We start from the raw sequence: 24,055 nt of genomic DNA, 5'->3' as shown, positions 1-24,055 counted from the left end.
AGACTCGTCAGGTGGAGGCCAGTTCGACGGGCTCTCCGACCTGGGCGCGGCCCAGCGTGAAGTCGGCGACCAGTCGGTTGAACGTTGCGGGGTCCTCCCACTGCGGCCAATGTCCGCAGTCGGACATGACAGCGAACCGCGAGTTGGGGATGAACGACGCCGCCCGACGTGCCGTCGCGGCGGTGTTGCTGGGGTTGTGACTGGTCCAAAGGACCAACGTCTCGTGCTGGATGCCGGCCAGCGCGTCCGCGTCGAACGCATCGTTGCGTTTCACCGTGTCGGCACCCGAGGTGACGACCTTCATCCCGATACCGTCGGAAAGGGTGCGTCGCACTTTGTCGTCCTGGTACAGCCGCAGGCGGAGTTGCGCGAGTTCGTCGGTGATCGACTCGTCGGGGTCGAAGAACAGCCAGGCGAGGCGGTTTCGGACGTTTTCGAGGGTCGGGTCCGCCAGGAACGCCTCGTTCAGCGCCTTGAAGCGCGCGCGTCCCTCGCGGACGTGCGCCTCGGATGCCGGGTCCTTTTCGACCTCCAGTCGGGCCCCACACACCGAGATCAACTTCGTCACACGGTCGGGGTGCAGAAGCGCGGTCCAGAACGCGATCCATCCCCCGAGCGACTCGCCGGCCAGCGTGGCCTGTTCGAGCCCGAGGGCGTCGAGAGTTGCGACGAGGTGGGCGACGTAGTTGTCGCGACCGATCGGGTTCGAGGGCCGATCGGTCAATCCGTGTCCGAGGTAGTCGACGGCGACAACGCGAAGACCTTCGCCAGCCAGCGGCACGACGTTGCGGGCAAACGCCTCGGCATGGCCGCCGCCCCCATGCAGCAACACCAGCGCCGGGCCCGTACCCGATTCGATGACACGGGTGCGGATACCCCCGGCGTCCACGTAGCGTGTCTGCGCTCCCAACAGGTCCAGCCAGATCGTGTCGTGGCCGCTGTGCACCATGCTCGTCACTCCTCAGGACGGCCGTGCTCGATCCGGCCGCCCGGCGCGAATAGGCGATTCGTGCGTGCGTTCACACGATGGGGCCACGATGCCCCGCCTCATGACCTGCGGCAACGCGAACGGTCCAGCCAGTGGAACCCGCACGGCGGGGCTGTGCTGCGACGTCCGCGAGCGGGGCCTCACCATGGCGCCCCTGCCGGTGGGTACGCCGACCCGTGGCCGGGCGCGACGCTGCCGGCCCGCACCTCGTGCGCGACGCTGCCGGCCCGCACCTCGTGCGCGCTACTCCACGTGGACGTCGACGGATCCGATGCGATCGAACTCGGCGACGAAGTGGTCGCCGCGAGCCAGTGGGACGGCCTTGTGCAGCGCACCCGTGAGTATCAGTTGTCCTGGCTCCAGGCGGACGCCCCGTGAGCCGAGCGTATTCGCCAGCCAGGCGACGGCCGCTGCGGGATCACCGAGCGTCGCTGCGCCGCAGCCGGTGTCCACGAGTTCACCGTTGCGGCTCAGCGCCATTCCCAGCAGTCGTGCGCCGCCGACTGGAAGAGGTTCGCGCCGGGCCGACACGACGACCGCACCGCACGAGGCCAGGTCCGCGACGGTGTCGGGCAACCTGATCGCCCAGTCACGGATCCGCGAATCGACGATCTCGAGGCCCGCGGAGATGCTCTCGGTCGCGTTCACGACTTCGTCGATGGTGACGCCCGGGCCCTGGAGCGGCGACGCGAGATGGAACACGAACTCTGCCTCGATCATGGGCGAGATGAAGCGGTCCAACGCGACGACGGCGCCGTCCGGAAGTTGCTGCGAGTCGACGACGGCGGAAAAGTCCGGTGTGTCGACGCCGAGCAGTTCCTGCATAGGTCGCGAGGTCAACCCGAGCTTGTAGCCGACAATCTGGTCGCCGTCCGCGAGCAGCATCTCGACGAGCCGGCGCTGTACCTCGTAAGCCTGCTCGAGGCTGAAGTCGGGTGCGCCGGTGGTGAGCGGCTCGATCGGCTCGTGGGTGCGCAAGGCGTCGTAGAGCGCGCGTGCGCGGCCCCGCGTATCGGGATCCGTCGCGTTGCCGGAGGCGTGGTCGGTCATTGGGCGCTCCTGAAGTGCGGCCGGGTCGGCAGCGGCGTCAACCATCGTGCCTGCCGGCATGCCCAGTCGGGCGGACAGGTTCGCTTCCAGCAACGTGCGGCCTGCAGTTGGTCGACGCAACGGCACTGTTCCACTGAGCGGGACGCGCACGCGGGCCGTGTCACCCTGGGCGTGCAGGGCGACCCACGGCGCTGTAGGGCCGTGGGCTCAATGGTCGGTGCAATACTGCCAGGACGGGCGAGCGGGGACGAGACGAGGTCTGATAGATGAAGCCGTTGGAGACCCACCTGGACGATCGCTCCGTCCTCGGCAAGGTGCAGCGCGTCCTGGAGTGCTTCGAAGCCCAAACCTCGACTCTTCAACTCAATGAACTGATGAGTCGTACGGGACTGGCGAAGGGCACCGTCCACCGCATCGCGAACGATCTCGTCACCTGGGGGCTGCTGGAGCGGGTCGCGGGTGGATACCGGTTGGGGTTGCGCCTGTTCGAGTTAGGTCAGTTGGTTCCTCGCCAGCGCATCCTGCGTGAGACCGCCCTGCCGTTCATGGAGGACCTCTACACCGCCACCCGCGAGATCGTGCACCTGGGAATCGTCGACGGGGTCGACGTGCTCTACATCGAGAAGCTGGTCGGTCACCGGACGGCCCAGAGCCCATCCCGCATGGGGGGGCGCATGCCGTTGTACTGCACCGCGATCGGCAAGGCCCTTCTCGCATTTTCGCCGCCCGAGCTGTTCGACCGCGTCGTGGAGCGCGGCCTCGTCCCGCGCACTCCGCACACGACGGCCGTGACTTCGCTCCTTCGGTCACAGCTCGAGGAGACGCAGCAGCGCGGCTTCGCGCAGGAGCGGGAGGAGTCGGCGTTCGGTCTCGGTTGCGTCGCCGCGCCGGTCTTCGGCCCCGGTGGTCATCTCGTCGCCGGCATCTCCGTCTCCGTACCCACGACGCGTTTCGAGACGGAGCCGTTGGCACTCGCCGTGATGTCGACAGCGGCATCACTCTCGCGCGCCCTGGGCTCGCCGGCCACCCGAGCATCCCGGCTGGATCACGCGGCACGTGCTGGGTGAAGCCGCATCAGAGCCGTCCGCAACGGATCGACGCGGCGCGTTGCTGATCGTTCGCGGTGACGCGTCGTGACGCGTCCGCCTAAGCCGCCCGCGAATCCCGCCGGATTTCCCCGCCCTCGTTGCCATGCTCTGCGCGCGGGTGCTCGCACTTTCGACCAATTGGCCGATTATGTGCGCATGCGGCTGCGGGCCGTGTCCGAGGGGCGGGCACACGTGGTCGCCCCACGGAGTCACTGCATGGCGTCGTTCCGCCCCCTGCCGCGGTTCGTCTCACTGGTTGTCGCCGTCGCGACCGCGTCGGCCGCCTTCGCCGTGCCGGCCCTGGCCGGTGACGGCGACGAGGTCCGGCTCCTGGTGACGTTCGCCGCGCCCGTCGACGCCGCCACCGCCGGCGAGGGGCTGCCCGTCGCCGACGACTTCTCGCCGGCGAACGTCAACGGCCCGTCGGCGGCGCCGGTCGATGACTCGAAGGTGCAGGTGCTCGAGTTCGACACCACGGCCGACGCGGCCGCGGCCGAGCGCCTGCTCGCCCGCCGTGACGACGTCGTGGCCGTCGAGCCGGACACCCTGATCTACACCGCGACGACCGCCACCACTGCCACGTCGAGCGCAGTCACGCACAGCGGTCCCGCCTCCACGGTCGTGGCCGGGTTCGACACCAGTGCCGGAAGTTGGGGCGTGCGGAACACCGGCCAGGTCGTGGCAAGCAAGCCCGGCCGTGCCAAGGTCGACGTCGGCGCCACCGAGGCCTGGCCCTACGCCACCGGCAAGGGCGTGGTCGTCGCCGTGATCGACACGGGTGTCGACGTCAGCCACCCGCTGCTGCGCGACCAGTTGTGGCGCAACCCGCGCGCTGCGACGCCACGGACCGACCCGGTCACCGGACGTACCTACGTCAACGACGTGCACGGCTGGAACTTCGCGGCGAACAACAATCGGCTCTACAGCACGCCTGACAGCGACGGTCACGGCACGCATGTCGCCGGCATCATCGCCGGCGCCGCCGACGCGTCGAGCGGCTTCACCGGGGTGGCGCCGGACGCGAGGCTGATGGTCCTGAAGTTCCTCGAGGGCGACTCGGGTCGGGTCTCGGACGCCGTGGCGGCGATCCGCTACGCCCGGGACAACGGCGCGCACGTCATCAACGCGAGCTGGACCTCCCCGGTGGCGTCGACTGCGCTGCAGATGGCGCTGTACGAGTCGGGCCTGCCGGTGGTCACCGCGGCCGGCAACACGGCGCGCACCCTCGAGCAGCTCCCGGTCTACCCCGTTGCCTGGCGCCTGCCCAACGTGGTGGGTGTGGCCGCCATCGACAACGCCGGGGCCATCGCGTCCTACAGCGCCCGCAGCCGCGAACTGGTCGACGTGGTCGCGCCGGGCAGCCACATCCTCTCGACCGTTCCTGGTGGTCGCCTCGACCGCATGTCGGGCACCTCGCAGGCCGCGCCGCACGTCACGGGCGCCTTGGCCCTCGCGCTGCAGCACCACCGCGGTCGCAACGCCGTCGAGGTGGTCGAGGCGGTCCGCGCCAGCGTCCGTCCTCTGCCGGGTATGCGTGACACGCGCTCGGGCGGGCTCGTGCGCGCGCCGCTGGTGCTCGACCGCCTCGGAACGACGGTGCCGGCGTGTCGGCAGATCTCGCCGCAGCGCTTCACCGACGTGAGCGCCGCGTCGGTGCACGGCCCCGCGGTCGGCTGCCTCGTCTCGCTCGGTATCACCCAGGGCCGCACCGACGGCACGTACGGGGCCGTTGACGGGCTCACGCGGGGGCAGGTCGCGACCATGGTGGCCCGTGCCCTCGAGCGTGCCGGCCGCCTGCCGGCCGCTCCCACCGTCGGCCGCTTCTCCGATGTCGCGCCCACCGGGTACGTCCACCGCGACGCCATCGAGGCACTGGCCGCGGTCGGCATCGTCCGTGGCCGGACCGAGACGCGGTTCGCGCCGCACGCGATCACGACCCGTGCCGAGTTCGCCGCCATCGTCACCCGCACCAACGAGTACCTGGCGGGTGGCCCATACCGCATCTACGGGCCGAAATTCAGCGACACGGTCGGCCACGCCGACGAGGGGCTGTTGCGCGCCGCGTCGGGTCTGCGGGTCGTGACCGGGATGACCGACGGCCGGTTCGCTCCCGACGCGCCGGTCCGCCGCGACCAGGCCGCGAGCATGTTGGGCCGTCTGCTCGACCGCCTCGTCCAGGAAGGGCTGCTCGAACCCGCCGTGTGAGCCGGCGGCCGGTCCGGCGCTGCCTCGCCGTATGAGCCGGCGGTCGGTCCGGCGCGGCATCGGAAACAGCGCGGCCGATGGCGCGGCGCCGCTCCATCGCGACCGGGCAACCTGACGCGCTTCAGCGCAGGCCGAACGCCAACGCCGCGATCGTGACGAGGGCTGCGAGCTGGGAGAGCACCAGGTTGTGGGTTTGGCTGGTGACCGCCTCGCCGATGCGTCGCTCGAACGTTGCCCGGTCCACCATGCCGCCGAGTCGTTCGTCCATGCGCTGGTCCATCGCCGCGAAGCGCTGGTCCATCGCCGCGAAGCGCTCGTCCATGCGCCGGTCCATGGCGGCGAAGCGCTGTTCCATCGCGGAGAAGCGGGCGTCCATGGCGGCGAAACCGGCTTCGAGGTCGGCGCGCGTAGCCATCTCCTGGCCGGCGGGCGTGAGCAGCTCGAACATCGGTCTCCGCGGCCTCGCCCCTCGTCGCGGCCATCTGGCTGTGCAGCGCGACGCGTCGACGTTCCTCGACCGGCATCGTGTCATCGCCTCCCCGTCATGGCAGCGGCGACCGTACGAGCTCACCGCAAGAGGTGGACGGCGCCCGATGGCGAGGTCGTGGATGCTCGAGCGGCGTCGTCATGCGGCACGGGAGTCGAGGTGGCCGCTCCTATGCTCGGCGCGCCCCCTTCGCCCCATGACCCGGACCGGCCACGTGATCCACGTCTTCCTCGGCACCAAGGCGCAGTACATCAAGACGGCGCCGCTGCTGCGGCTGCTCGACGCAGAAGGGATCGGGTACCGCCTGATCGACTCCGGTCAGCACGCCGCGTTGTCGGTCGGTCTGCGCGAGGAGCTCGGCGTCCGTCATCCCGACCACGTCCTGGCGTCGGGACGCGACATCACCTCGATCCCGCAGGCGGCGCGGTGGGCCCTGAAGCTGTTCGCGCGTCTCCTCGACGGCCGCAAGCTCCGGCGGGAGGTCTTCGGTGGGCAGGGTGGGGTCTGTGTCGTGCACGGCGACACGCCCTCGACGTTGCTGTCGACGCTGATGGCACGCCGGGCCGGCCTGCAGGTGGCCCACCTCGAGGCGGGGTTGAGGTCGAAGCACCTGCTGCATCCGTTCCCGGAGGAGTTGATCCGGGTGATCGTGATGCGCATCGCCCATCTGCTGTTCGCGCCGGACGCCGAGGCGGTTGCCAACCTGCGGAGGATGCGGGTGAAGGGCCGGATCGTGCCGTTGCCCGGGAACACTGTCGCCGAGGCGCTCGCCCACGACCTCCGACCCGCCCCAAGCAACGGCACGAGCGACGCGGCTGAAGCTGAGGTCGAGGCTCCGGTGATCGTGACCATGCACCGCGTCGAGAACCTCAACCGTCGCGAACGCGTCGAGCACCTCGTTTCGACGGTCGAACGCATCGCCGTCACGCATCCGGTGCGGTTCGTGCAGCACGGTCCCACCATCGACACGCTGAAGCGCCGCGGCCTCGACCAACGCTTGAGGGCGGCCGGCGTCGAGCTCGTCGAGCTGGCGCCGCATGCGCAGTTCGTCGCGATGCTGCAGGCCGCGCCGTTCGTGATCACCGACGGTGGGTCGATCCAGGAGGAGTGCGCGCTGCTGGGGGTGCCGACGCTGTTGTGGCGCGCAGCAACGGAACGCGCCGATGGGATCGGCGCCAACGTGGTGGTGTCCGACTACGACCGTCGCGTGGTCGACGCCTTCCTGGCCGAACCGCAGCGCCTGCGCCGGCCGGCGATCGCGGACGAGCTCAAACCCTCCGAGGTGGTGCTGGAACACCTCCGAAACCACGCCTGAAGACTCGTCGCAAGAGTTCCCGACTCGTGCTGGTTGAGCGGCTCACGCGCCAATTGCAACCTTTCGCTCCAGTTGAGGGTCGAAGGGTCGATGATTCCTTCGCTTGCGCCCCACGGCCGGACTACTAGGCTCGTGCCGTTCACAGCGGGTGAGCGAACGACCACAAATCGCCCACCGCGCATGCGAACGGGGGAGCATGATCGGCGAAGGCTTCGAGCACGTGCTGGCGTCAGCACGTCGAGGCGAGGAAGCGGCCTGGCGCCGGTTCTACCTCGAGCTCCAGCCTGCGCTGGTCGGCTATCTGCGCGGTCGCGGCTGCGCGACGCCGGAGGACGTCGCCTCGGAGACGCTGCTGCAGGTCGTTCGCGACCTGCGCAAGTTCAGCGGCACCGAAGCCAACTTCCGCTCCTGGGTGTTCTCCATCGCCCACCACCGCATGATCGACGCGGCCCGCCACACCAAGGCCCGCCCGGTCCGACCCGCGGAGTCCGAGGTGCTGGAGGCCGGACTGCCGGCGACCCGCATCGACGACGCCGTCCTCAACGGACTCGGCGGAGCGGAGCTCGAGCACCTGCTGTCCGCCTGCACGCCGGACCAGCGTGACGTCCTGCTGCTCTGCTACGTCGCCGACCTCAGTCTGCACCAGGCTGCCGAGGTGCTCGACAAGGAATACAACGCCGTCAAGGCATTGCACCGTCGTGCGATCAGCGCGCTCCGCGATCAACTCGATGATGCGAAGTACCCGCGGCGGGGTCAGCGTTCGCTGACCTCATCAGCATGACTATTCCTCCTGGCGCCTTCGAGCACGACGAGCCAGCGGTCGACGGTCCCACCCGTGACGCGCTGTGGCGACTGCGTGCCCGCCTGGTGACTCCGCCGGTCAGCGACCGTGCGGAGCAGGATCTGCAGGACATCTACGCCGCCGCCGCTCAGCACCGCCACGAAGTACCCAACGTCGTCCACCTCGGACGCCGTTACGCCGTCGTCGACCGCGTGGGGAAGGTCGCGGCGGTGTTCGTCCTCATCGCCGGTACTGCTGTCGGGGTGACGTCCATCGACCGCGACGGCACCGTCGTCGTCACCGATGTCGGGATGTCCGGCGGCCCGGTCGCCAGCGGCGCGAACGCGCAGGGCGCGCCGCAGGCGCTGGGCGAGATCGCCGACGTCGACGAGGTGGACCCGTCCACCACACCGACGTCGGGTTCGACCGCTGCTGAGCAGTCGCCCGAGGCGAGTCCGTCGCCGAGCACCAGCCAGCCGCCGACGCAGGAAACCCCGTCCACCGACGTATCCGGTGGCACGACCACGGCACCGTCGACCGGTTCGCCGGCCTCGCCGTCGTCCCCCAGCCCGTCGACGCCGTCGAGTCCCTCGAGCCCGCCGTCGTCCGAGCCTGCGCCGCAGTCGCCCTCGCCGTCTGCCGATCCGACCGAGAATCCTGAGGAGCTCGACGGTTTCGGCGGTCGCCCCCTGTGCCCGACGCCGTCGCCGACGCCCAGCGCCTCGGAGTCCGCGTCAGACGACCCAGCCGAGGAGGAGGCCGAGGACGAAAAGCTCAAGTCGTGCCGGCCCAGCGAGTCGCCCGCCCCGACGCCGTCGCCCAGCGAGACCGGCGACGGCGACGAGGTCGCCAACCCGGGTAGCACCGAACAGCCGCCGTCGGACGCCCCGGCAGGCGACGAGGACGAGGTCGTCACCGACCTGCCGTAGCCGCCAGCAACCACCGCTTCGCCGCCCTCCATCTCGATCCGAGACGGAGGGTTTTTCATTGCGGCCATGCGGCCGGGGCCCCTGGGTCGGTGGGACTAGCCGATTTGAATGCGCTCCGCGCACGTACGAGCGGATGTGGCCCTTCGTAGTACCCGCGGAAGGACGTGACTACGCTCACCCCTTCGGAAGGCCACATCCGTGGGTTTTCGACTCCCGCGCCCGAGTTCCTCGGGCTGGAGAGCAACCATTTCGAGGAGGCAAGAGTGAGCATCACGCATCGCGTGAGGCGGACGCTCGGTGTCGCTATGGCTGGGGCGATGGTTCTGTCGCTCCTGCCCGCAGGCGCCGCGTTCGCTGATAACCACGAGGACGTCTGTGCAGACGCCCCCGAGTCCACCGACTTCCAGGACCACGCCACCATCAGTGCCACGTTCCGTGAGTACGTGGAGTGCATGCAGGCCTACGGCATCGCCGCTGGCTTCCCCGATGGCACGTACCGTCCTGGCCAGCACGTCACCCGTCAGCAGATGGCGCTGTTCATCGCCCGCTTCATCGAGCAGGCGGAGAACGGCAACACCACCGTGCCGCCGACGGCGGCGTCTGACTACCCGGACCGCGAGAACGCGACCCCCGAGGCTCAGGCCGCCATCGACTACCTGACCGAGCGTGGGATCGTCGAGGGCTTCCGTGACGGTACCTACCGTCCCGGCGCCAACGTCACCCGTGCGCAGATGGCCAGCTACATCGCTCGCGCGATGGAAGAGGTCGGCGCTGAGCTTCCCGAAGGCGACGGGGACAACTACCCCGACGTCGACGATGACGCCACCCACTCGGACAACATCAACAAGCTGACCGAGGCTGGCATCGTTCGTGGTTTCGGTGACGGTACCTACCGTCCCGGCGCCAACGTGACCCGTCAGCAGATGGCCCAGTTCATCATCCTCGGCGCCGCCGAGCTGCACGAGCAGGGCCTTTGGGAGGGCGAGTTCGAAGAAGAGCCGACCACTCCCACCACGAACCAGACCTTCACGGTGACCACAGGCGAGGCTGCCACTAACGAGGTCGGCGATGGCCGTACCTACACGGTGACGGGCCTCGACGACACCGAGACCTATAACATCGCACTGTTCGAAGCCGGCAGTGTCACTGTCGCCACGGGAGACGTGGTGTCCTTCGATGAGGACGGCACCACCGGAACCGCCGACCAAGGCGACATCGCTGCCGTCATCACCCACGTCAATAACCTCGACGTCGTGGATGCCGACCAGCAGACTGCCGTGCCGGTGGGTGGCACCATCACCTTCCGTATCAACAGCGACCTAGCTGACAGCGTCTTCCCGGTCGTCTGGCTTGATGAGGACGGAGCCGACTTCACCGCCCTCGCGCTCGACGTCGATGAAGACGGCCTGCCGACCGAGGACTTCGGTGTCGGTGGTCAGAAGACGTGGATCCCGACCGAGGCAGAGATTGGTTCGGACCACGACGGTGAGGTCACCACGATCGACGCCGCGAACAACTGGTACATGCTCGACACGGACGGCGATGGCCGGGCCGACGTCGTCATCACCTACGTCGCCGGTGACACCTTCCGTTATAACGGCGCTTCGATCTCCCTCGCACAGTTCGAGGCGTGGGCGAGCGCGGGGGACACGATCCAGGTTACGGACTACAACCCTGGCGGCGCCGAGCCTGGTGACGCCACCATCCACGACATCGTCGAGGACGTCACCGCCGCTCCGGCGAACGTGACGGTTGTCGCCGATGAGGACGACATCGTCGTGGACTGGGATGCTCCCAGCCCGGCCGAGGGCCGCATCGCTGGCTACGAGGTCTGGCTGTACGAGGCTGACGCCGCCGACACCGCTCTGGCATGTGCCGGGACCGATGTTGATGACGCCAGCACGACCGCTGCTGTCACGGAGTACACGTTCGAGGGCCTGGTCGACGGCGAGTACTGCGTCGAGGTCTACGCCGTTTCCTTCACTGGGCACTACAGCGACGCTGTCGCTGTCCAGGTCGAGGTGGACACCACGGTTCCGGCCGAGCCGGCGACCATCACCGACATCGATCTGACCGACACGGTCATCGAGGGTCTGGCTGACGCCGGCGACGTGTGGGAGCTGACCTTCGCTGAGGACATGGACACGGCCAATGCCGACGACATCCAAATCCGTGTCCAAGACGGCGACGGGGACGCGACCATCGTGGTCTGCTACGACGTAGTCGCAGTTCCCGGAAGCTCGGCAGCTGGCGAGACCAGCGCCGAATGCACCTGGGACACGACTGGAGACGACGACGTCCTCGTTGTCACACTGCTCGAGGAGGCGGACGACCGCACCATCGCTGGTGACGGTAACCTGACCTACCCACTCGAGATCACCGCAGTAACCGGTCTGAACGTGGACCTGACAGCGGGCGTTACCACGATCAGCTGAGTGACGATAGGTCACCGTCTGATCGTTTGATCCAGGTCAGTCGCACGACGTGAAGCCCCGGTCTCTTCGGAGACCGGGGCTTCCGGTTTTTCCGGGACGGCAGTCGGCGTTGACGCGCAAGCCCTGACGCCAGCCGTGATCCACAGGCGTCGGTCACTGTTTCCGCTGGTGGGCCGGCGGCGCTGTCAGCATCAGCCCATGGCCGCTGATTCGCACACGAGCTCTTGGCAGGCGCTGCTCAGCGGCTTTGTCGATCACGAACGCGCCGTGGCGGGGTTCGCAGCCGAGACGCTGCGACACCGCGAACTCTGGTTGCGCACCTTCGCCCGGTGGTGGTTCGGCGTCCATGCCGACCGCTGCCCGTCGAGCGCGACGACCGCCGAGCTCGCCAGCTTCCTCATCGCCGAAGACCATCGTGGCGTGAGTGCTGCGACCCGCAAGGCGCAACTCGCGACGCTGCGCCGCTTTTTCGCCTGGCTGGTGCTCACCGGGCGAAACGACGACGATCCCGCCGGGAGGCTCGCCGCGCCGAAGGTCTCGACGTCGGAGATCTCGGTCTACCGCGCCGACGAGGTGCGCGACATCCTCGGCCACACCGCTGCCCTCGACGACCTCCGCGGGCGGCTGCGCCACGTCATCGTCTCAACGCTCCGCTACACCGGGATGCGCTCCGGCGAGCTGCGGAGTCTGCGCCTGGACCGGCTCGACCTCGACGCCGGTCGTGCCGGTGTCATCGGCAAGGGGTCGCGTCCCCGCGTCGTCGTGCTGCCACCTCCGCTGCAGCAGCTGCTCCGCGGCTACCTCGGCGGGCTGCGTCCAGAGCTGCCCGACTCGCCGTTGCTGTTCGCCAACCCGCACCCGGCCGTGACCACACCGCAGGCCGGCTTCAGTCACGAGGCCGTCTACCGCGAAGTCGTGCTGGCCGGCGAGGGGGCAGGCGTGGCCGGGCGGCATTTCCCTCACCGATGGCGCCACACCTTCGCGACCGAGCTTGTCCGCGACGGCGTCGACATCCACGTCGTGCAACGCCTGCTCGGGCACCGGTCCATCGCTTCCACCGTCGGCTACACCCACCTCCACCTGGACGACCTGCGCCGCGTCGTCGCCGACCGGTGGTGACCGATCACCCGCTCGACACCGGCGCGTGTCACCACGTCGGTCGCCGCCTTGCCGGTGGGGCGGTTCGCTGCGACCATCCGGGTACCGCAACCGGGGGACTGAAGATGGACACCATCGTCGTCGGCGTCGACGGGTCCGAGCGCTCGACTGCGGCCCTGCGATGGGCGGTCGAGGAAGCCCGGCTGCGAAACGCGCAGGTCGAGGCGGTGTACGTGCTCGACATGCCGGGCATGATGGCGTCGGGCTACACCGACGGCCTCGTCAACCCCGACGTGCTCGACAACGCGATCGTCGGTGCCAGGGAGGAAGCGCAGCGCGCCCTCGACGAGGCGATCGCCGACGTCGAGGCAGGCGAGGTGACCATCCGGCGCCTCGTCGTCGACGACCGCGGCCCGGCCGACGCGCTGGTGGAACGCTCCCGTGACGCCGCCCTGCTCGTGGTCGGCTCCCGGGGGCTGAGCGGGTTCCGGGAGCTGGTGCTCGGATCGGTGAGCCGCCAGGCCGCCAACCATGCCCACTGTCCCGTGGTGATCATCCGCTACGAGGCCGAGTCCACCGACGAGCACAGCTGAGCGCGACCTCGGCGGCTGCCCAGCGACTTCTCAGGAGCGACGGACCTCAACCCGCCGCGTCGCCGGCGTCGAGCTCGTCGAGGATGCGGCGCATCCGGCCGATCTCGATCGTCTGGTCGGCCGCCACGTGATTGGCGAAGCTCGACACCGACAGGTCGGTGGCGCCGCTCTCGGCGTCGAACAGCTCGGTGACCATCTGCAGCGCACCCTCGTGGTGGCGGATCATCGCCTCGAGGAACAGCCGGTCGAACGCCTCGCCGCTGGCTGCCTCGACGGCCAGCAGCTCCTGCTCGGTGAGCATCCCCGGCATCAGCTCGTCGTCGGGGACCGTGACCTCGTCGTGGTCGTGGCCGGCGAGCAGGGACGGGACGGGTTCGTCGCGCTCGAGCAGCCAGGCGCGCATCTGTTCGAGCTCGGCCTCCTGCGACAGGTCGATGCGACGCGCGAGCAGCGGGATGTCCTCACGCGCGGTGCGGTCGGGCACCAGTCGGGTCAGCCGCAACGCCTGGACGTGGTGGAGTATCATGTGCTGCATGAAGGCGACGTCGGCCTCGCCGTAGTCGCTGTAGTCGATCGCGGCTAGTTCGCTCGCTGACAACTCGCGACTGGCATCGCCCGGAGCGCCCGGCTGGACAACCCGGGGAGCGTCCTCGGACGAAGAGGTGCAGCCGACCAGCATGGCCGCCGCCATCAGCAGCGGCAGCGGGTGACGACGCCGCCGAACAGCACTCATCCGCCGGTCCTCCGCCACGTACGCCGAAAGTCGAAACCATAGACCCGGCTGCCGGACCGACGATGATGAACTGATTCGGTGCGCGCAGCGCGGGCGCGCCCGTACGGTGACCTGCCGCGTCCAATGGCTCGCCGCCGCGCGAGCTGCGCGCGAGGGCCCTGTTCGCGACCGGCCGGAAATGACTAGTTTCTTCCCATGCCCGGTCGGAAGGCGCCGGCGAGTCGGATCGGTGCGAGGTCGTCGTTCGGGGGAGGACGGCCGCATCACCGCGACGTCGCCACGCGTCGCCTGCATGCCGGGTTCGGGAGCACTTGAGGAGAGGACCACGACACATGCACGACTCGCAACCGCGGCGCAACCAGCGCCGCAGCCGCCCACGCATCCTGAGCCTCGCGGCGATCGCCGGACTGCTCGTCGCGCTGATGCCGGCAGCGGCGACCGCGCAGACCGACCCTCGCGAGGGTCTGGGCAGCGGCTTCCTCGATGCCGAACAGGCGATCTTCGGCATGGACCTGATCGGCACCTTCGAAAAGCCGGACGGCGAACTGTGGGACCCGGCGAGCCTCGACTCCGCCTTCGGCGGGATCTCGACGGCCAACTCCGACCTGACCTTCACCGGCGACTACGCCCTGCAGGGCAACTTCGCCGGCTTCAACATCTTCGACATCTCCGACCCGGCCAATCCGACGCTGCGCACGGTGGTGCACTGCCCCGGTGGCCAGGGCGATCTCAACGTGTGGGGTGACCTGGTCTTCATGTCGGTCGAGGAGACCCGCGCGCAGCTCGACTGCACCGCCGGTCCGTCCTCCGGCGAGAACCCCAACCGCTTCCGGGGCGTCCGGATCTTCGACATCAGCGACATCGACAATCCGCAGCAGGTCGCGACGGTGCAGACCTGCCGCGGTTCGCACACCCACCGGCTGGTTCCCGACCTCAACGACCCGAGCAGGATCTACGTCTACGTCAACGGCACGAGCTCGGTCCGCTCCGGCGACGAGCTCGAGGGCTGCGCCAACCCGCCCGCCACCGCCGAGGACTTCGACGAGGCGTCTTCGAGGTTCCGCATCGAGGTGATCGAGGTCCCGCTCGCCAATCCCGCCGCGGCCGAGATCGTCAACGAACCGCGACTGTTCGCCGACGACGAGGGCAACATCGACGGGCTGTGGCCGGGCGGTAGCCACGGTCCCGGGACGCAGAACACCACGCAGACCGACGCGTGCCACGACATCACGGTCTTCCCCGAGATCGGTCTGGCCGCCGGCGCCTGCGAGGGCAACGGGCTCCTGCTCGACATCTCCGACCCGGCCAACCCGAAACGGATCGACGAGGTGATCGACCCGAGCTTCGCCTACTGGCACTCGGCCAACTTCAACAACGACGGCACCGCGGTGATGTTCACCGACGAGTGGGGCGGCGGCACCGCGGCGCGCTGCCGCGAAGGTGACCCCGCGACCTGGGGCGCCAACGGGCTGTACGAGATCGTGCGGACCGCCGACGGTCCACGTCTGCAGTTCGCCAGTCACTACAAGCTGCCGGCGGCACAGACGGCGGCGGAGAACTGTGTCGCCCACCAGGCCAACGTCGTGCCGGTACCCGGTCGCGACATCATGGTCCAGGCGTGGTACCAGGGTGGCATCTCGGTGTTCGACTGGACCGACCCGTCGGCACCGTTCGAGATCGCCTACTTCGACCGCGGCCCGATCGCCGACACGCTCGTGCTCGGCGGGTTCTGGTCCGGCTACTGGCACAACGGCAACGTCTACGGCACCGAGATCGCCCGCGGGCTGGACGTCTTCGACCTGGTCGAGACCCAGTACCTGAGCGCGAACGAGCTCGCTGCGGCCAAGACCGTCACCTACGACCAGCACAACCCCATGACCCAGTCGAAGGTGACCTGGAGGCTGACGGCTGTGGTCGCTGACGCATTGCGCGACCAAGCTGACCGGGCGGAGCTCCCGGCCAACCTGCGACGTGACCTCGACAAGTTCCTCGATCGGGCGCTGCGCTTCGACAGCGGTGCGCAGGGTCGGGCCGCAACGGCCCAGCTGCACGCCCTCGCGAACCAGATCGAGCACCAGTCGGACGCGTCCGCGTTGGCCAAGGCCCTGCGCGGTATCGCCGACGCCCGGGGGTAGCAGGTTCTCGAAACAGTTGGAGGGGCCGGCCTGGTGCCGGCCCCTCCCGAGCCTCCAGCCAGCCACGGTGGCGCCGCTGCCGTCGCCCCGCGCCTCAGCCGGCTTTCCGCTGCCACTGCAGCAGGATCGAGGTGAGGCGGCCGTTGCGCTCCGCGAGTGCCCGGCGGTCTTCGGCCGTCAGCGCGGCGGTGCGCAGCCGTGCGGCGTTGCGCTGGACCTCCAGGTGGGCCCGGCTGGCGCAGGTGGCCGAACAGCAGCCCGGCTCAGGCGTCGGCGTGCCACACAACAGGCAGGCCGGCGGGACGGGCCAGTCCAGTGCGGCGGAAGCAGGTGCGGCCATCGCGGGTCCCTCCTCGACGATCCGGGAGGACCCGCGCCTTGAGTCCGGCCTTCAGCGTAGCTACAGGTTTCGCGGGACGAGACCGACCGTCGGACACCTGGCCGCGGCAGGAACCGGGCGGGGGGGCCGGGATCAGGCGTCGTCGCGTCCGCTCTCGAGGAAGGCCTCGGTCAGCGCCATCGTGACGGCGGGGGGCTGGCCGCGCTGCTCGAGGTTGACGAGCAGGAAGCCGGCCACGGTGATGAGGTCGGCGACGAGACGATCAGCATCGCCGTCCTCCTCGATGATCTGCTTGGCCTCGTGCATCGCGATCGGCAGGTTGTCCTCGTTGCCAGCGTTCCAGGCTCGAAGCACTTTCAGCGCCCGCTGGCCCATGTCCTTCTCGTCGAACGGCTCCATACGGTCCTCTTCCCGCTTGGGCCCGGGTCCGCTGCGTATGCCCGGGGTGCGAACCGGCGACTGTAGTGCTCCGTCTCTGGCTCGCCGGGCCTCAGTTTTCGGCCAGGCCCGCAAGGCTGGATCGCAACCGCTGGAGGTCGTGCAGCCGATCGCCGTGCAGGATGTCGACGACACGGTCGTCGTCGACCTCCGCGTAGCCATGCACGAGCAGGTTCCGAAACCGCGCCATGGCCCCCAGGGAGTCGCCGAGTTCCGCGTCGATCGCGCCTCGACGCGCCAACTCCTCGAAGACGCCGGCGAACGAGCTCGGCGCGGAGTAGCCCTCGGACGCGATGACATGCTGTCCCGCATCGATCGCGATCTCCGCCGCGAGGACGAACAGGTACTTGCAGGCGTACATCCGGTCGACATCGTCGCGGACGGCAGCGGGGCCGAGTTCGCGCAACCGGCGCAGCTCGTCCTCGGTCCGCTCGAGCCGATCGAGGAGAGCCAGGAGTCGTTCGGCGTCGACCATGCTCAGGGCGCCTGCCTGGCCATCGTCGCCAGCAACGCTTGGTCGAGTTGCCGGGCATGGTGGTCGAAGTCCAGGAAGCGGGGGAGGAGATCGGTCTCGTACCGCACCCGTGCTGCGCTCTGGAGTCCGACGACGACCACACGCTCCGTCAGGATGCGACCGGCGAGGCGCAGCGGCGCTTCGGCCAGGTCGACGACGTCGACGTGCCGACCCAGCAGACGCTCCAGCCGGGCTCCGAGCTCGAGGAACCGCTCGAAGCGGTCCGATGCCGGCAGTCCGTCGGCGAACAGCACCGCGAGGTCCACGTCGCTGTGCGGCTGTGCGTCACCCCGCGCCTGGGAACCGAAGAGGTACGCGAACTCCACCGGCTCGCCGGCAAGGGCCGTACCGATCGTCTCCACGAGTTCGCTGGTCTCCACGCGACGACGATACCTGCCACGCCCTCGTCACCGCGGACGCGTCCGTGGTCGAACCTGCCGCTTGGTCGACCGTCCGTCCGTACGATGTCCGGACTGGATGGACCGGAGCAAAAGGGAGCGCTTCATGGTCGATCGCGGTTCGGTTGAGGTCCTGTACGACGTCGAGGAGATGCCGCCGCTGGGCAAGGCCATCCCCCTCGGCCTTCAGCACGTGCTGGTGATGGTCGCCAGCAACGTCACCATCCCCATCATCATCGCCGGCGTCGTGGGAGCGACCACCGGCGAGACCGCCTTTCTCGTGCAGGTCGCGCTGCTCGTCGCCGGTCTGACCACGTTGCTGCAGACGATCGGAATCGGGCCCGTCGGCGCCCGGCTTCCCGTCGTCCAGGGCACCAGCTTCGGGTTCCTGGTCATCGCCATCCCGCTGGCGTCGGAGTACGGGCTGTCGGCGATCTTCGGCGGCGCGATCTTCGCCGGCGTCGTGCAGGTTTTGCTGGGCGTCAGCCTGCGCTGGCTCAAGTCGCTGTTCCCGCCGCTGGTCAGCGGCATCGTGGTGCTCGTCATCGGGGTCGGGCTGCTGCCCGCCGGGATCAACCTCGCCGGCGGTGGCGCCGGTTCGGAGAACTTCGGTTCCGCCACCAACCTCGGCCTGGCCGGCCTGGTGCTCGTGGTGATCCTGGTCACGTACGCGCTCGGCAAGGGCATCCTCAGCGCCGCCTCCGTCCTGGTCGGCCTCGTGGTCGGCTACCTCGCCGCCATCCCGTTCGGGCTCGTCGACGGTGCCCGCATCGCCGACGCCGCCTGGTTCTCGTTCCCGCGTCCGCTCGCGTTCGGCCTCACGTTCCCGGCGGCGGCCGTCATCGGCATGGGCGTCATGGCCATCGCGACCAGCGTCGAGACCATCGGCGACCTCGCCGCGGTCACCAAGGGCGGTGCCGGCCGCGAGGTCACCGACAAGGAGCTGTCCGGTGGCGTCATCGCCGACGGTGTCGGCACCGCGTTCGCGTCGGTGTTCAGCGCGATGCCCAACACCTCCTACAGCCAGAACGTCGGCCTCGTCGCCTTCACCGGCGTGATGAGCCGGCACGTGGTGTCCGTCGGCGCGGTCTTCCTGATCCTCGCCGGCTTCATCCCGAAGCTCGCCGCGGTCATCGCCGCCATGCCGTCGGCCGTTCTCGGTGGTGCTGCGGTCGTGATGTTCGCGATGGTCGCCGCGGCAGGTATCCGCCTGATCGCGGAGTCGCGGCTCGACCGGCGCGCGCTGCTGATCATCGCCGTCTCGGTCGGGGTCGGCCAGGGCATGGCCACCGTGCCCGACCTGGTCGCCATCGCGCCCGAACAGCTGCGGGTCCTGCTGATCACCGGCATCGTGCCGGCCGGCTTCCTCGCCGTGTTCCTCAACCTCGTCCTGCCGGGACGCGAGACGGGGACCGACTCGCCGCTGGGTGCAGCGGTCGCTCCAGCCAACATCACGACCGACCCGGCGCGTCCGACCGATCCGGCGCGTCCGACCGGCCCGGCGGGAGCGCCGGATCCTGCGCACCGGCACGACCCGGTCCCGCCGGCCGACACGACCGGGACGTAACCTTCCCGGCCCGCGTCGAGGAGGGACCGTGGGTCGGCGTACGGTGGTGGCGGCGGCCATGGTGGCCGCCGCCTGCAGCGGCGGTGGCGCCAGCGGCACGTTCGACCTGCCCGACGCCGACACCGCGCGGACCGGGTCGGCCTACATCGCCAGGGTCGTCGCCGACGCCGAGGGCGACGACCTCGCCGAGGGGGCGGGCGAGCACGTGGTCCTGCGCCACGACCTCGACATCCGCAACGACCTCGGCGGCTGGTGGCTCGAGGATGCGCAGGGCAACCGCCTCAACGTCGGCATCGGGACCCAGATCGACCCCGGTGCCGAGCTGCGCGTGCACACGGCCTGCGGCGAGAACAGCGACGAAGCGGTCTTCAACTGCCTCGACACCGAGGTGCTGGACGACGACGGCGACGTGCTCGTCCTGCGGGATGCCGCCGGCGCCGAGGTCCACCGCTTCGCCTACGGCGACGCCGCCGAATGAGTCGACGAGGCATCCCTCGGGTCACATCACCTCGTGCCACCTGGTCCGGCGTCCAACAGGGGATTGGTAGGCTCGTTGCGGACGAACTTGCTGTGGACGAAACCGCTGACGAGCCGTTCGGACGACGGTGGCTCGTTCGTGGTAGATGGTCTGGGCGCGGCTGAAGGCGGTCCCGAGGGCGGGTCGGGCCGGTTCGCGGCGGCACTGCGCGACCTCGCGTCGTGCAACGAGGTCGACGGCACGCTGCAACTGGCGGTCGAGTTGGCGACCGAACTGGTCGGGGGCTGCGACATCGCCGACATCATGTTCATCCGCGCCCGCGGGGTCACGACCCCGGTCTCGACCGATCCGCTCGCGATCGAGTTGGACAAGATCCAGGAAGCGACCGACGAGGGGCCGTGCCTGCAGGCGGGGCACGACCAGGTCACGGTGGTCGCCGCCGACCTCGGCAGCGACCCGCGCTGGCCGGCGTTCGGCCCCGACGCCGCGGAACGGGGCATCCGATCGGCCCTGTCGTTTCCGCTCTTCCTCCATCGCACCGACGACGACCGCTTCGGCGTGCTCAACCTCTACTCCCGCGAGACCGACGCGTTCGACGCCCAGGCGGTCGAGCGCGGTGAGGTGTTCGCCGCACAGTGTGCGGCGGCGCTGGCGGCCGCGATCGCACGCGAGGGGCTGCAGTCCGCGCTCGAGTCCCGGGACGTGATCGGCCAGGCCAAGGGCATCCTGATGCAGCGGCACCGCTGGTCGGCGCTCGAGGCGTTGGACCGGATCCGCGAGGTGTCGCAGCGCGACAACGTCAAGTTGCGTGACGTCGCGAGGCACGTCGCCGAAACGGGCGAACTGCCCTGATCCTGCCGCCTGGATGGCCGATCGCCCCGAGCAGCCGCCAGGACGAGGTGGCACCCTGAGGGAGAGTGTCGTGGCGTTCAACCCCGAGCGCCCCGACATGGGGTGGCGCCACGCGTGACCGCCTCCACGGCCCCCGCCGGTGCACCGGTGCGGGGCTGTGTCTCACCCCGGAACGGGTGACTCGCCCGTTCGCGTGGCCTCCTCGGCAAGTTCGCGCAGTGCCACGTTGCGGCGTTGCGACACGTCGCGGAGCCGGTCGAACGCCGCCTGGGAGGTCAGTGCCTCGCGCGCCATCAGGATCCCCTTCGCCTGGCCGATGACGTCGCGCGACTCGAGCGCCGCGTGGAGGCCGACCTCGGCGATGGACGCCTTCATCGCCACGGCGGCATGCGAGGCGAAGACCTGTCCGAGCAGGCGGGAGCGGGCACCGAACGCGTGCGCAGTAGCGGAGTAGAAGTTCAGGGCCCCGAGGGTGTCACCCTCGAGGAACAGCCGGAAGCTGATCATGGCCCGTATCGACGGGTGGCCGGTCCGTGCAGGAACATCTGCGTGCCGTGGTGGTGGAGTTCACGCGTGCGCTCCTCGACGAGTACGACCTGTCGGAGCTGCTGCATCGCATCACCGACCATGCCGTGACGGTGGTCGAGGCCACGGGGGCGGGCATCATGCTCGCGCGCGGCGACAGCCTCGAGTTCGCCGCCGCCTCCGACGAGGTGGTCACGGCGGTCGAGCGGATCCAGGACCGCAACCAGTCGGGGGTCTGCCACGAGGCGTTCATGAAGAACACGACCCTCGTCGTCGCCGATCTCGAGCAGGTCGACGGCTGGCCCGAGTACCGCAGCCGGGCGCTCGAGCTCGGTCTGCGGTCGGTGCTCGGCCTACCGCTCAACGCCCGCGGCACCACGATCGGCGTGCTCAACGTCTATCGCGACCGGCCAGGACCCTGGAGCGACGAGGACGTGGAGGCTGCGAGATCCTGGCGGCGATGGCGGCCGGCTACGTGCTGTACGCCAGCGCGTTGCAGGAACAGCTGGTGATCACCGGTCAGCTCGAGGAGGCACTCGCCTCGCGCGCCGTCATCGAGCAGGCGAAGGGCGTGCTGATGGCACGCGAACAGATCGACGCCGACACGGCCTTCGCGTGGTTGCGGGAAGCGTCGATGACGAGCAACCGCAAGCTGCGCAGCATCGCGCAGGACCTCGTCGACCGGGTCGCCTCCGGCGTCTGATCGCCGCCTCCGTCGTGATCCCTCGGGGCGCGCCGGTCCCGGCCCCCTGCCGCGTCGCGCCCGTGGCGGGCGCTGCGTGCACCTGCATGATGGTCCGCTGACCAACTGCTGTGGCCGCAGGGGCGCATGGCCGACGGGCTGGGCGTGTCCCGACACGCCGCGATCGACGGCGTGCGGCACGTCGCCGCCCGCCCCGTCGCATCCTGGAGACCGCTGTGACCCGCCACGCCTCTGTCCGGTCGCACCTGGTGTCCTGGCTGTCGCTGGCCGGACTGGCCGTCTCGTCGGTTGCCGCGACCTCCGCGCCGGCGCCCGCGGACCCCGACGTCGTCCCGGGCCGCGTCGTCGTCGCGTGGGAGGACGACGTGGTCGAGCAGGACCGTGCCGCACTCCTCGACCGCCACGGGTTGCACACCCTCGAGCAGATCGACGGACTCGACGCCGAGGTGGTCGGTGTGCCGGCCCGCGCGGTGGAGCGCACGATCACCGCCCTCACCGACGAGGCGCACGTCAAGTTCGCCGAGCCCGACTTCCTGCTGGAGGTGGCGACGGACGACCCGGAGTTCCGCCGCCTGTGGGGGCTGCACAACACCGGTCAGAGCGGTGGGACGGCGGGCATGGACGTCCGCGCGGAGGCGGCCTGGAGGCTGACCCGCGGCGCACCGGAGGTCGTCGTCGCCGTCGTCGACACCGGGATCGACCTCGGCCACCCGGACCTGGCGGGCAACATCTGGACCAACCCGCGTGAAATCGCCGGCAACGGCCGCGACGACGACGGCAACGGCTTCGTCGACGACGTCAACGGCTGGAACTTCCACCACAACACCAACCAGGTCTTCGTCGACGCCGTCGAGGACCGCCACGGCACCCACGTCGCCGGCACGGTCGCGGCCGTGGCGGACAACGGCATCGGGATCGCCGGACTGGCGCCGAACGTCAGGATCATGCCGGTCAAGGCGCTCGGGCCCGGCGGCACCGGGACCACCTCGGCGGCGGCTGCCGCCATCACCTACGCGCACGCCAACGGCGCCACGGTCATCAACGCCTCGTTCGGTGGCGGCAGTGGCAGCAGCATCCTGCGCGAGGCCATCCGCAACGCCACCGGCGCGCTGGTGGTCGCCTCGGCCGGCAACAACGGCGTCGACATCGACGTGACGCCGAGCTATCCGGCGTCGTGGGCCAGGGACCCGCACGGCGTGCACAACCTGCTGTCGGTGGCGTCCATCGACCGCCACGGCAACCGCTCGTCGTTCTCCAACTTCGGCGTCGCCTCGGTCGACCTCGGCGCGCCAGGATCCGACATCTACTCCACGGTTCCCGGCGGCGGGTACGCGCACGCGTCGGGCACCTCGATGGCGGCACCGCATGCGTCCGCGGCGGCGGCGCTGATCGCCTCCCTCGCGCCGGGGCTGGACGGTGCCGGACTCGCTGAGGCGCTCAAGGCCGGGGTCCGGCCGCTGGCGTCGCTGTCGGCGATCACCACGACCGGCGGGCTCCTCGACGCCCACGCCGCCCTGCTGCCGTACGCCCCCACGGACCCGGCCCCTGCGGCTGATCCCGCGCCTGCACCGGACCCGGCCCCGGCTCCCGCTCCGGCACCGTCGCCCGCGCCCGCGCCTGCACCGGCTCCTGCGCCCGCGCCCGCGCCGGCTCCGGCGCCTGCTCCTGCTCCGGCGCCCGCGCCTGGACCGGCTCCTGCGCCGGCGCCGGTCCCTGAGCCCCTTGCGCCCGCGCCCAGGACCGAGCCCGTCCGCACGCCCGTCCCCTACGACGGCACCGGGGCGCGCTCCCTCGAGCAGGCCTGCCCGTCGCTCCGGACGTCTGGATTCCACGACGTTCCCACCACCTCGCCGCACGCGGCCGGCGTCGGCTGCGCCGCGTCCTGGCAGGTGTTCACCGGCTCGACCACCGGGGCGTTCCAACCGGGCACCGAACTGACCCGCGGACAACTCGCGTCGGTCCTCGCACGCGGCATCGAGCGGGCGACCGGTCGGCCCCTGCCCGCGGGACGCACGAGCTTCGGTGACGTCGGTGACTCGGCCCATCGGGAGGCCATCGCCAAGCTGGCCGAGCTGGGCATCGTCGGCGGGATCACGGAGACCACGTACGCGCCCGGCGCCCCCGTGACCCGGGGCCAGTTCGCCGCGATGCTGGCCCGTACCTACCGCGAGCTGGCCGGTGACCTCCCGGCGGGCCGCCCCGCGTTCACCGACGTCGCCGGGTCGTCCCACGCCGCCTCGATCGAAGGGCTCGCCGCGTTGGGAATCGTCGCCGGCAACGGCGACGGCCACTACGAGCCGAGCGCCGTCCTCAACCGCGGCCAGGCCGCCACCATGGTCGCGCGACTGCTCGACGCGCTGGTGGCGGCCGGCGTCGCCACCCCACCGTCGGCGTGACGCGACG

Annotated in this window: 24 protein-coding genes; 15 read left to right on the top strand and 9 right to left on the bottom strand. The window is 70.1% G+C overall.

Features of this window, described 5'->3' with window-relative positions; all coding sequences use genetic code 11:
- Positions 1-7: 7 nt before the first annotated feature.
- Both ACERMF_RS12085 and ACERMF_RS12080 read right to left on the bottom strand, forming a co-directional pair.
- Positions 8-949 carry an alpha/beta fold hydrolase gene (locus ACERMF_RS12085; RefSeq protein WP_373669360.1) on the bottom strand — a complete coding sequence of 314 codons (942 nt, stop codon included), beginning with the start codon at positions 947-949 and terminating at the stop codon, positions 8-10.
- 282 nt (positions 950-1,231) lie between these two features.
- Positions 1,232-2,188: a 2-keto-4-pentenoate hydratase gene (locus ACERMF_RS12080; protein WP_373669359.1), complete on the bottom strand. Its 957-nt coding sequence runs from the start codon at positions 2,186-2,188 to the stop codon at positions 1,232-1,234.
- Between the two features lie 116 nt (positions 2,189-2,304).
- Between ACERMF_RS12080 and ACERMF_RS12075 the strand changes: the two genes are divergently transcribed.
- On the top strand, positions 2,305-3,105 hold the full coding sequence (locus ACERMF_RS12075) for an IclR family transcriptional regulator (RefSeq protein WP_373669358.1): 801 nt from the start codon (positions 2,305-2,307) through the stop codon (positions 3,103-3,105).
- A gap of 237 nt (positions 3,106-3,342) precedes the next feature.
- Complete coding sequence (locus ACERMF_RS12070) at positions 3,343-5,331, top strand: S8 family serine peptidase (protein ID WP_373669357.1); 1,989 nt, start codon at positions 3,343-3,345, stop codon at positions 5,329-5,331.
- Between the two features lie 121 nt (positions 5,332-5,452).
- Here ACERMF_RS12070 and ACERMF_RS12065 read toward each other — a convergent pair whose 3' ends face one another.
- Positions 5,453-5,779 carry a hypothetical protein gene (locus tag ACERMF_RS12065; RefSeq protein ID WP_373669356.1) on the bottom strand — a complete coding sequence of 109 codons (327 nt, stop codon included), beginning with the start codon at positions 5,777-5,779 and terminating at the stop codon, positions 5,453-5,455.
- Positions 5,780-6,032: 253 nt separating this feature from the next.
- Between ACERMF_RS12065 and ACERMF_RS12060 the strand changes: the two genes are divergently transcribed.
- The 6 genes from ACERMF_RS12060 to ACERMF_RS12035 all read left to right on the top strand — a co-directional run bounded on the left by ACERMF_RS12060 (position 6,033) and on the right by ACERMF_RS12035 (position 12,969).
- On the top strand, positions 6,033-7,133 hold the full coding sequence (locus tag ACERMF_RS12060; RefSeq protein WP_373669355.1) for a UDP-N-acetylglucosamine 2-epimerase: 1,101 nt from the start codon (positions 6,033-6,035) through the stop codon (positions 7,131-7,133).
- A gap of 196 nt (positions 7,134-7,329) precedes the next feature.
- Positions 7,330-7,914 carry an RNA polymerase sigma factor gene (locus ACERMF_RS12055; protein ID WP_373669354.1) on the top strand — a complete coding sequence of 195 codons (585 nt, stop codon included), beginning with the start codon at positions 7,330-7,332 and terminating at the stop codon, positions 7,912-7,914.
- Positions 7,911-8,843 (top strand): hypothetical protein, encoded by a 933-nt coding sequence (locus ACERMF_RS12050; protein WP_373669353.1) that lies wholly within the window; start codon positions 7,911-7,913, stop codon positions 8,841-8,843. The genes ACERMF_RS12055 and ACERMF_RS12050 overlap by 4 nt, the downstream gene beginning before the upstream one ends.
- A gap of 164 nt (positions 8,844-9,007) precedes the next feature.
- Entirely contained in the window at positions 9,008-11,278 is a 2,271-nt protein-coding gene (locus tag ACERMF_RS12045; protein ID WP_373669352.1) for an S-layer homology domain-containing protein, read from the top strand.
- Positions 11,279-11,545: 267 nt separating this feature from the next.
- Positions 11,546-12,397: a tyrosine-type recombinase/integrase gene (locus ACERMF_RS12040; RefSeq protein ID WP_373669351.1), complete on the top strand. Its 852-nt coding sequence runs from the start codon at positions 11,546-11,548 to the stop codon at positions 12,395-12,397.
- Positions 12,398-12,501: 104 nt separating this feature from the next.
- The gene (locus ACERMF_RS12035) at positions 12,502-12,969 is read left to right on the top strand and encodes a universal stress protein (RefSeq protein ID WP_373669350.1); all 468 of its coding nucleotides are present in this window, start codon (positions 12,502-12,504) and stop codon (positions 12,967-12,969) included.
- Positions 12,970-13,015: 46 nt separating this feature from the next.
- Here the strand turns inward: ACERMF_RS12035 and ACERMF_RS12030 are convergent, their stop codons facing one another.
- On the bottom strand, positions 13,016-13,702 hold the full coding sequence (locus tag ACERMF_RS12030) for a DUF305 domain-containing protein (protein ID WP_373669349.1): 687 nt from the start codon (positions 13,700-13,702) through the stop codon (positions 13,016-13,018).
- Between the two features lie 332 nt (positions 13,703-14,034).
- On the opposite strand from ACERMF_RS12030, the gene ACERMF_RS12025 reads away from it, so the two are divergent.
- Complete coding sequence (locus tag ACERMF_RS12025) at positions 14,035-15,837, top strand: LVIVD repeat-containing protein (RefSeq protein WP_373669348.1); 1,803 nt, start codon at positions 14,035-14,037, stop codon at positions 15,835-15,837.
- Positions 15,838-15,931: 94 nt separating this feature from the next.
- On the opposite strand, the gene ACERMF_RS12020 is transcribed toward ACERMF_RS12025, so the two are convergent.
- From ACERMF_RS12020 to ACERMF_RS12005, 4 genes are all read right to left on the bottom strand, one after another.
- Complete coding sequence (locus ACERMF_RS12020; RefSeq protein WP_373669347.1) at positions 15,932-16,177, bottom strand: hypothetical protein; 246 nt, start codon at positions 16,175-16,177, stop codon at positions 15,932-15,934.
- 132 nt (positions 16,178-16,309) lie between these two features.
- Entirely contained in the window at positions 16,310-16,576 is a 267-nt protein-coding gene (locus ACERMF_RS12015; protein WP_373669346.1) for a hypothetical protein, read from the bottom strand.
- A gap of 91 nt (positions 16,577-16,667) precedes the next feature.
- Complete coding sequence (locus tag ACERMF_RS12010) at positions 16,668-17,090, bottom strand: DUF86 domain-containing protein (protein WP_373669345.1); 423 nt, start codon at positions 17,088-17,090, stop codon at positions 16,668-16,670.
- A gap of 2 nt (positions 17,091-17,092) precedes the next feature.
- The gene (locus tag ACERMF_RS12005; RefSeq protein WP_373669344.1) at positions 17,093-17,509 is read right to left on the bottom strand and encodes a nucleotidyltransferase domain-containing protein; all 417 of its coding nucleotides are present in this window, start codon (positions 17,507-17,509) and stop codon (positions 17,093-17,095) included.
- A 124-nt stretch (positions 17,510-17,633) separates the two neighbouring features.
- On the opposite strand from ACERMF_RS12005, the gene ACERMF_RS12000 reads away from it, so the two are divergent.
- From ACERMF_RS12000 to ACERMF_RS11990, 3 genes are all read left to right on the top strand, one after another.
- Positions 17,634-19,094 carry a uracil-xanthine permease family protein gene (locus ACERMF_RS12000; protein ID WP_373669343.1) on the top strand — a complete coding sequence of 487 codons (1,461 nt, stop codon included), beginning with the start codon at positions 17,634-17,636 and terminating at the stop codon, positions 19,092-19,094.
- A 28-nt stretch (positions 19,095-19,122) separates the two neighbouring features.
- Positions 19,123-19,572 (top strand): lamin tail domain-containing protein, encoded by a 450-nt coding sequence (locus ACERMF_RS11995; protein WP_373669342.1) that lies wholly within the window; start codon positions 19,123-19,125, stop codon positions 19,570-19,572.
- Between the two features lie 138 nt (positions 19,573-19,710).
- Positions 19,711-20,424 (top strand): GAF and ANTAR domain-containing protein, encoded by a 714-nt coding sequence (locus ACERMF_RS11990; protein WP_373669341.1) that lies wholly within the window; start codon positions 19,711-19,713, stop codon positions 20,422-20,424.
- Between the two features lie 162 nt (positions 20,425-20,586).
- Here ACERMF_RS11990 and ACERMF_RS11985 read toward each other — a convergent pair whose 3' ends face one another.
- The gene (locus ACERMF_RS11985; protein WP_373669340.1) at positions 20,587-20,931 is read right to left on the bottom strand and encodes an ANTAR domain-containing protein; all 345 of its coding nucleotides are present in this window, start codon (positions 20,929-20,931) and stop codon (positions 20,587-20,589) included.
- A 26-nt stretch (positions 20,932-20,957) separates the two neighbouring features.
- Between ACERMF_RS11985 and ACERMF_RS11980 the strand changes: the two genes are divergently transcribed.
- The 3 genes from ACERMF_RS11980 to ACERMF_RS11970 all read left to right on the top strand — a co-directional run bounded on the left by ACERMF_RS11980 (position 20,958) and on the right by ACERMF_RS11970 (position 24,048).
- Positions 20,958-21,461, top strand: a complete 504-nt coding sequence (locus ACERMF_RS11980; protein WP_373669339.1) for a GAF domain-containing protein — start codon at positions 20,958-20,960, stop codon at positions 21,459-21,461.
- Positions 21,458-21,652, top strand: a complete 195-nt coding sequence (locus tag ACERMF_RS11975; RefSeq protein WP_373669338.1) for an ANTAR domain-containing protein — start codon at positions 21,458-21,460, stop codon at positions 21,650-21,652. Before ACERMF_RS11980 ends, ACERMF_RS11975 begins: the two co-directional genes overlap by 4 nt.
- Positions 21,653-21,867: 215 nt before the next feature.
- Positions 21,868-24,048, top strand: coding sequence for a S8 family serine peptidase (locus ACERMF_RS11970; protein WP_373669337.1), 2,181 nt, complete (start codon positions 21,868-21,870; stop codon positions 24,046-24,048).
- Positions 24,049-24,055 lie beyond the last annotated feature (7 nt).

Source organism: Egicoccus sp. AB-alg6-2, from assembly GCF_041821025.1.
Lineage (GTDB): Bacteria > Actinomycetota > Nitriliruptoria > Nitriliruptorales > Nitriliruptoraceae > Egicoccus.
The sequence above is the reverse complement of the archived record's forward strand: the minus strand, read 5'-3'. Positions and strand labels throughout refer to the sequence as shown.

Coding starts and splice junctions, on each gene's coding strand:
- ACERMF_RS12085 (WP_373669360.1), bottom strand. CDS start 949: ATGGTGCACAGCGGCCACGACACGATCTGGCTGGACCTGTTGGGAGCG.
- ACERMF_RS12075 (WP_373669358.1), top strand. CDS start 2,305: ATGAAGCCGTTGGAGACCCACCTGGACGATCGCTCCGTCCTCGGCAAG.
- ACERMF_RS12070 (WP_373669357.1), top strand. CDS start 3,343: ATGGCGTCGTTCCGCCCCCTGCCGCGGTTCGTCTCACTGGTTGTCGCC.
- ACERMF_RS12065 (WP_373669356.1), bottom strand. CDS start 5,779: ATGTTCGAGCTGCTCACGCCCGCCGGCCAGGAGATGGCTACGCGCGCC.
- ACERMF_RS12055 (WP_373669354.1), top strand. CDS start 7,330: ATGATCGGCGAAGGCTTCGAGCACGTGCTGGCGTCAGCACGTCGAGGC.
- ACERMF_RS12050 (WP_373669353.1), top strand. CDS start 7,911: ATGACTATTCCTCCTGGCGCCTTCGAGCACGACGAGCCAGCGGTCGAC.
- ACERMF_RS12035 (WP_373669350.1), top strand. CDS start 12,502: ATGGACACCATCGTCGTCGGCGTCGACGGGTCCGAGCGCTCGACTGCG.
- ACERMF_RS12030 (WP_373669349.1), bottom strand. CDS start 13,702: ATGAGTGCTGTTCGGCGGCGTCGTCACCCGCTGCCGCTGCTGATGGCG.
- ACERMF_RS12025 (WP_373669348.1), top strand. CDS start 14,035: ATGCACGACTCGCAACCGCGGCGCAACCAGCGCCGCAGCCGCCCACGC.
- ACERMF_RS12020 (WP_373669347.1), bottom strand. CDS start 16,177: ATGGCCGCACCTGCTTCCGCCGCACTGGACTGGCCCGTCCCGCCGGCC.
- ACERMF_RS12015 (WP_373669346.1), bottom strand. CDS start 16,576: ATGGAGCCGTTCGACGAGAAGGACATGGGCCAGCGGGCGCTGAAAGTG.
- ACERMF_RS12010 (WP_373669345.1), bottom strand. CDS start 17,090: ATGGTCGACGCCGAACGACTCCTGGCTCTCCTCGATCGGCTCGAGCGG.
- ACERMF_RS12000 (WP_373669343.1), top strand. CDS start 17,634: ATGGTCGATCGCGGTTCGGTTGAGGTCCTGTACGACGTCGAGGAGATG.
- ACERMF_RS11985 (WP_373669340.1), bottom strand. CDS start 20,931: ATGATCAGCTTCCGGCTGTTCCTCGAGGGTGACACCCTCGGGGCCCTG.